Source organism: Sulfurimonas sp., assembly GCF_032250635.1.
Lineage (GTDB): Bacteria > Campylobacterota > Campylobacteria > Campylobacterales > Sulfurimonadaceae > Sulfurimonas.
On sequence record NZ_JAVVFL010000153.1, the window covers coordinates 1 to 5,366 of the forward strand.

Consider the following 5,366-nt stretch of genomic DNA (forward strand, 5'->3'; position numbering starts at 1 on the left):
CGATGGGAATGCATACTGTAACAATAACCTGACATATACACTCCCACGCAGGAGCATGGGAGCGAGAGTTGTTTGACTTTATGATATAATCTCAAATTATTGATGCAAGGAAAAACGATGCAAATATCTTTAAATATCAAAAATGAATCTATTTCACAAAAAGTTTTAGAGTTTCTCTCTTCTTTTAAAAAAGAAGATATTAAAATTGAAACTATCGATGATAAGCCTTTTAGGGAAGAATCTCTCTCCTCTTTTGCAGGCATGTGGAAAGACAGAGACATAACTATAGAGACTCTTCGAGAAGCTGCATGGAAAAAATAGTCTTAGATACAAATATTTTGATTGAAATACTCAAAGGCAATCAAGATATTGTTCAAAAATTAGAAGAATCAAGTTTTCTTTATGCCATAAGCTCAATTAGTGCGATGGAGCTTTACTACGGTGCAATCAACAAAGCAGAACTTTTTAAACTTCAAAAATTTATATCACTCTTTGAAGAGATAGAACTTAACAAGAGTATTTCTAAAGTTGCAACAGAACTTATTTTCGAATATTCAAAAAGCCATAATTTAGATATACCAGATAGTTTGATAGCCGCTACCGCAATCGACAGCAACTTACGACTCTACACTCTCAATACAAAAGACTTTAGATATATAGATGGCTTAGTATTGCTATAAAATAACCTGAAATACACACTCCCACGCAGGAGCATGGGAGCGAGTAATACCATATATAAACATTTCAATCTGTCATATTTTCTCACATCTCGAATTAAAATCGCTATTATTTAAAATATTTAACATTGATATAAAAATAATTTAGTTATCATTTGATGATAACAAAGGAAGCATTATGAATGATTTAGAGTTTTTACTAAATCTTGATGGCGAAGTTTATCCTTTGGATAGTGGTTATTGGGTCAAGTTTGAAGCAAAAAAAGTTCAAAAGAGCAAAACTGTTCCTCATGGAGTTAAATACTCTTTGACTTTGCATGACAAAAGAAACCATAGAGTGATCGGTTATGACAACGCTCACAGTTTTAAGTCTTCTAAGAAGTATGCTGCTAGAAAAGAGACATTAGACCATGTACATAAGAAAATAGATATCGTACCTTATGAGTTTGAGTCTTGCGCGCAACTTGTAGAAGATTTTTGGAACAGTGTGGATTATTACATAGCAAACAGTTAAAAGGATGAAAAATGAAACTAGAAACTTTAAGAGTAGGCATAATGCCTTTAGAGCAGTACAAAAAAAGAACGATAGCAATCGCAAAAGGCGAGTATATCCCCAAAAAAGATGAGCCAAAAGTATGGTTTGAGTCTTTAAAGTCAATGGCTCAAATACTCTCAAGCGAAAATCAAGAGCTGCTTAGAATAATTTTGCTGAATAATCCTCAATCACTCAGAGAACTTGAGGAGCTAAGCGGAAGAGCAAAGTCAAATCTATCAAGAACACTAAAAACACTTCAAAGATATGGGATTGTAGATTTAAACAAAGTAAAAAACAACATAGTTCCAGAAGTAAAAGCTACTGACTTTAAAGTAGAGTTTGGCTTGCAGAGTGTGGCGTAGCAGAAAGTTTTTTTTAAATGTCAATTGTTATTTCCAAGTAACACCCCTGAGAATGAATCTCCACTTTTTCTTGTTCCCATAGTTGTATAGACAAGCATGAGAGCGAGAGTTGTTTTCTCGCCTCTTCTTAAAAACACACACTCCAAAATAGCAAAAACCGTTAAAGCGTTCTCTATGCATACTTTGGCTAACATTACAAAAAAATATAAAACAGCACAAAAGGTCAATTATGGGTTTAAGTATCGGTCTTGTAGGACTTCCAAACGTAGGCAAATCAACAACTTTTAACGCACTTACAAAAGCACAAAACGCGGAGGCGGCTAACTACCCGTTTTGTACCATCGAGCCAAACAAGGCAATAGTTCCTGTTCCTGATGTAAGGTTGCAAGAGCTTGCAAAGATAGTAAAGCCTGAGCGTATCCAGCACTCTACTCTTGATTTTGTAGATATCGCAGGATTGGTTAAAGGTGCGAGCAAAGGTGAGGGCTTGGGAAACAAGTTTTTATCTAACATCCGCGAGACTGAAGTTATTTTGCATATTGTCAGATGTTTTGAAGATGATAACATCGTCCATACTGAGGGAAGTATCCACCCGCTAAGAGATGTAGAGATTATCGAGGGAGAGCTTATTTTAGCCGACATCGAAGTTTTGCAAAACAGAGCCGACAGACTTAAAAAACAGGCAAAAACAGACAAAAATGCGGCTGCTGTTTTAGCTTTGGCAGAAGAACTTTTAGAGTATTTGGCTGATGGAAACCTTGCTAAAAACTTTCCAAAAGCAGAGAGTGACGAGTTTAAGCAGCTAAACCATGAGGTAAGACTCTTAACCGCAAAAGAGATTATGTACGGTGCAAATGTTGATGAAGAGGGTCTGGTTGAAGATAGCCAATTTGTACTAGACCTTAAAGAGCATGCGGCGAAAAACAACTGTGAGCTTATAAAACTTTGTGCGAAGATTGAAGAAGAACTGGTCGGTCTTGATGATGATGAGGCAGAGGAGTTCTTAAGCTCTCTTGGCGTTGAAGAGTCAGGACTTGGACAAATCATCCAAAAAGGGTTTGACAAACTAGGACTTATGAGCTACTTTACCGCAGGTGTAAAAGAGGTTCGTGCATGGACAATTCGCAAAAACACAACGGCACCAAAAGCGGCAGCCGTAATCCACAACGACTTTGAAAAAGGTTTTATCCGCGCCGAGGTCATCGCGTATGAAGACTTTATAGCATGCGGCGGCGAAGCCAAAGCTAAAGAGGCTGGTAAAATGCGTCTAGAAGGCAAAGAGTACATCGTGCAAGACGGCGACATTATGCACTTTAGGTTTAACGTATAGTTAAACCTACTGCTACTTTATTGTTGCTATCGTATCCCCGTATTTGACATGCTCCCCTGCTCTTACGTTAACATCAAGCATATCTTTTTGCGCCAAAATCACTATAGTCGAACCCATCTCAAAACAGCCGAAATCATCGCCTTTGTTTAGATGCAGGTTCTCATAACTGTACGCACTGCTGTTTTGTGCATCTGCGTTGGTCTTTATCTTTGGCTCAAAAGAGACCTGCATAACTCCGACATTTAAGGCACTAACAAGCACCATATAAAATCTCTTTTTATCTGTTGTCTCACACAGCAGAACAACTCTCTCATTCTCCGCAAAAAGATTTACTCTCTTTTTAAGCGATGGAATATTGACGGGGTAAAATTTACCCGGAATATGTACGGCTTTTAACACTTTCAGGTTTGTAGGCATGTGGTAGCGGTGATAATCTTTTGGAGATAGATAGAAGTTTATAAAAGTTCCATCTTTAACTATATCTTTCTCCTCTTTGCTAAAGTGCTCTCCCAAAAGCTCGTCAGAGTGGTACTTCATCCCTTTTATCTGAAAGGCATGACGGACATCTATATCTCCGCACTCAGTTATAAAAGAGTCACACGGCGATATAAAATCTTTGCTATCCAGCGAATAGTCTCTATCTTCTCTGAGTTTTCTGGTAAAGAGCGCATTTAGAGTGTGATAAGTCTGCGGCGCATGAAACTCGCTCATATCTAGACCCATTATTTTCACATATGAGCTGTTTATAAAATTCTGAATCGGTTTTGCAAACTCTTTGTTTGCAAACTTTCCAAAAGTTTGTGATATCGCCGATGTTATATGTTTTTTCATTCCCTACTCCCTTATCTCTCTTTTTCTGAAAGAAGCTTGCGCTTTGCTATCTCTTCAATTAAAACCGTGGCATAAGAGCCTTTTGGAAGCGAAAAGTTAAGCTCGTACTGAGCTACTTCATTTTTGTATCTTCCTTCAACCTCTTCTGGATATACCCATGCGTATCTTCTCGTACCATCCGCATTTATCTCATCATCAAACTCTTTTTCAATGACTCTTGCCGCATTAGAAGCAATTCTTGCTTTTTTGCCACACAAAAGACCCGTAACCGATATATCTTTTTCGTTAAATCTTTTGAGGTCATCTTCGCTCCCCTCATAATCAAAGAGTCTTCCATACGGATAATGCTCCATGATATCTCCGTTCATAAGTTTAAACGGATGCGTCTGAGTCTTCATTTTTGCAAGCTCCTCATTTGGCATATTGAGCAGAGGCTCCAACTCTTTTGTATCAAATTTTTGCACAAGCGCACTGATTTCTAGTCGTCTGCTTAGCCAAAGGTTGAAAAGATGGCTCTGGTACGCGCTGATGAGAAGTTTTCTGATTTTTACATTGCGCTCTTTCTTCTCGCCTTTTGCAATTTTCTCACCGTCAATATGGTTGTTTCCATCAGTTCCAAAACGCTGATAACCAAAAAAGTTAGGCATTCCGAATGTTGCTATGTTTTTCAAAGCCTCATCTATCTTTTTTGCCGCAGTCGGGTTTACTTTTTTTAACTTTATGTAAAACCTGTTGCCTTTAAGATGCCCTATTCTTATCTTGTTGTTGTGGTATGCCTTTGAGAGTATCTTTATATCTTCATGTTCAAACGCATCCATCTTTGCTTCATGGGTTTTATGCAGTGAGATATACTGCTTTGTCATGGCATGTTTATCTTTTAGCCCCGCATAACCTATCTCTTTGTTTTGAATCCCCAAATATTTAGCAATGATGGAGACAAGCTCAAGAGTAGAGAGCCCTTTTTTTCTCACAAAAAATACAAGATGCTCACCCTCGCCGCTTAATTCATAAAGCGGTATCTCCTCCACGACGAAATCTCTTGGGGTCTGTCTAAAGTGAAAATCTATACTTGAATGCGAGAGTGAATAAAATCTGTTCATAATAATCCTAGTAGTTTAAAAATGATGCGCTTTGCATCTGTTTTTGTAATGTTTCCTGGCACTTTGTGCAACTATAGTTATCGGTGTTCTGCAGAGTTTAGCTACTCTTTGCAGAGCTTTTTTGTCTCTTTTGTCAAAACCAAAAAGCATCTCATACTCTTCGCCGCTGCACCCTACTCTTTTTGGTATACGCTTGTAAAAATTAAACCCTAATCCATTAGCAGATGAGAGTTTTTTTAGGTCGCTAAAAAGACCGTCTGAAATATCCATACCGCACTTTAGGTAGCGTGAAGCCCTTGAGACAAACTTCTCTCTCAGTTTTATATTTACAAACTTTGAATTTTTATGAATCTTGCCAAGGTTTGTTAATCTTCTAAGTTCTTTGGCACTTCGACCAAGCTCCCCCGTATGCGCAACCAAATGCCCATGTTTGAGCCCTTGTCTTCTTAGGGGTTTGTCGGTCTGGGAGATAATAGTAATCGTAATATCAAGCTTAATATTGCCGATAGTATCTCCGCCGATGATTTGGAT

8 protein-coding genes are annotated in these 5,366 nt (G+C 38.0%); 5 read left to right on the forward strand and 3 right to left on the reverse strand.

The genetic code is table 11. The annotated features are described in order from the left end of the window. Nucleotides 1–117 precede the first annotated feature (117 nt). The 5 genes from RQ763_RS09080 (at nt 118) to ychF (ending at nt 2,904) form a co-directional block, all read left to right on the forward strand. Nucleotides 118–321, forward strand: coding sequence for a hypothetical protein (locus tag RQ763_RS09080; RefSeq protein ID WP_314152513.1), 204 nt, complete (start codon nt 118–120; stop codon nt 319–321). Then, on the forward strand, nt 309–680 hold the full coding sequence (locus tag RQ763_RS09085) for a type II toxin-antitoxin system VapC family toxin (RefSeq protein ID WP_314152514.1): 372 nt from the start codon (nt 309–311) through the stop codon (nt 678–680). Before RQ763_RS09080 ends, RQ763_RS09085 begins: the two co-directional genes overlap by 13 nt. Nucleotides 681–855: 175 nt before the next feature. Further along, nucleotides 856–1,191: a DUF6516 family protein gene (locus RQ763_RS09090; protein ID WP_314152516.1), complete on the forward strand. Its 336-nt coding sequence runs from the start codon at nt 856–858 to the stop codon at nt 1,189–1,191. An 11-nt stretch (nt 1,192–1,202) separates the two neighbouring features. Continuing rightward, nucleotides 1,203–1,574: a transcriptional regulator gene (locus RQ763_RS09095; protein WP_137012553.1), complete on the forward strand. Its 372-nt coding sequence runs from the start codon at nt 1,203–1,205 to the stop codon at nt 1,572–1,574. A 229-nt stretch (nt 1,575–1,803) separates the two neighbouring features. Beyond that, the gene (gene ychF, locus RQ763_RS09100) at nt 1,804–2,904 is read left to right on the forward strand and encodes a redox-regulated ATPase YchF (RefSeq protein ID WP_314152519.1); all 1,101 of its coding nucleotides are present in this window, start codon (nt 1,804–1,806) and stop codon (nt 2,902–2,904) included. A 12-nt stretch (nt 2,905–2,916) separates the two neighbouring features. On the opposite strand, the gene RQ763_RS09105 is transcribed toward ychF, so the two are convergent. The 3 genes from RQ763_RS09105 to RQ763_RS09115 all read right to left on the reverse strand — a co-directional run. Next, nucleotides 2,917–3,735: a phosphatidylserine decarboxylase gene (locus RQ763_RS09105; RefSeq protein WP_314152520.1), complete on the reverse strand. Its 819-nt coding sequence runs from the start codon at nt 3,733–3,735 to the stop codon at nt 2,917–2,919. Between the two features lie 11 nt (nt 3,736–3,746). Beyond that, the gene (gene truD, locus RQ763_RS09110; protein WP_314152522.1) at nt 3,747–4,835 is read right to left on the reverse strand and encodes a tRNA pseudouridine(13) synthase TruD; all 1,089 of its coding nucleotides are present in this window, start codon (nt 4,833–4,835) and stop codon (nt 3,747–3,749) included. A 15-nt stretch (nt 4,836–4,850) separates the two neighbouring features. After that, nucleotides 4,851–5,366, reverse strand: a 516-nt coding sequence (locus RQ763_RS09115; protein ID WP_314152523.1) for a thiamine-phosphate kinase, incomplete at its 5' end; no start/stop codon positions are given.

What these genes read in the sequence shown, in the direction of transcription:
- RQ763_RS09080 (WP_314152513.1), top strand. Translation starts at nt 118, where the DNA reads ATGCAAATATCTTTAAATATCAAAAATGAATCTATTTCACAAAAAGTT.
- RQ763_RS09085 (WP_314152514.1), top strand. Translation starts at nt 309, where the DNA reads ATGGAAAAAATAGTCTTAGATACAAATATTTTGATTGAAATACTCAAA.
- RQ763_RS09090 (WP_314152516.1), top strand. Translation starts at nt 856, where the DNA reads ATGAATGATTTAGAGTTTTTACTAAATCTTGATGGCGAAGTTTATCCT.
- RQ763_RS09095 (WP_137012553.1), top strand. Translation starts at nt 1,203, where the DNA reads ATGAAACTAGAAACTTTAAGAGTAGGCATAATGCCTTTAGAGCAGTAC.
- ychF (WP_314152519.1), top strand. Translation starts at nt 1,804, where the DNA reads ATGGGTTTAAGTATCGGTCTTGTAGGACTTCCAAACGTAGGCAAATCA.
- RQ763_RS09105 (WP_314152520.1), bottom strand. Translation starts at nt 3,735, where the DNA reads ATGAAAAAACATATAACATCGGCGATATCACAAACTTTTGGAAAGTTT.
- truD (WP_314152522.1), bottom strand. Translation starts at nt 4,835, where the DNA reads ATGAACAGATTTTATTCACTCTCGCATTCAAGTATAGATTTTCACTTT.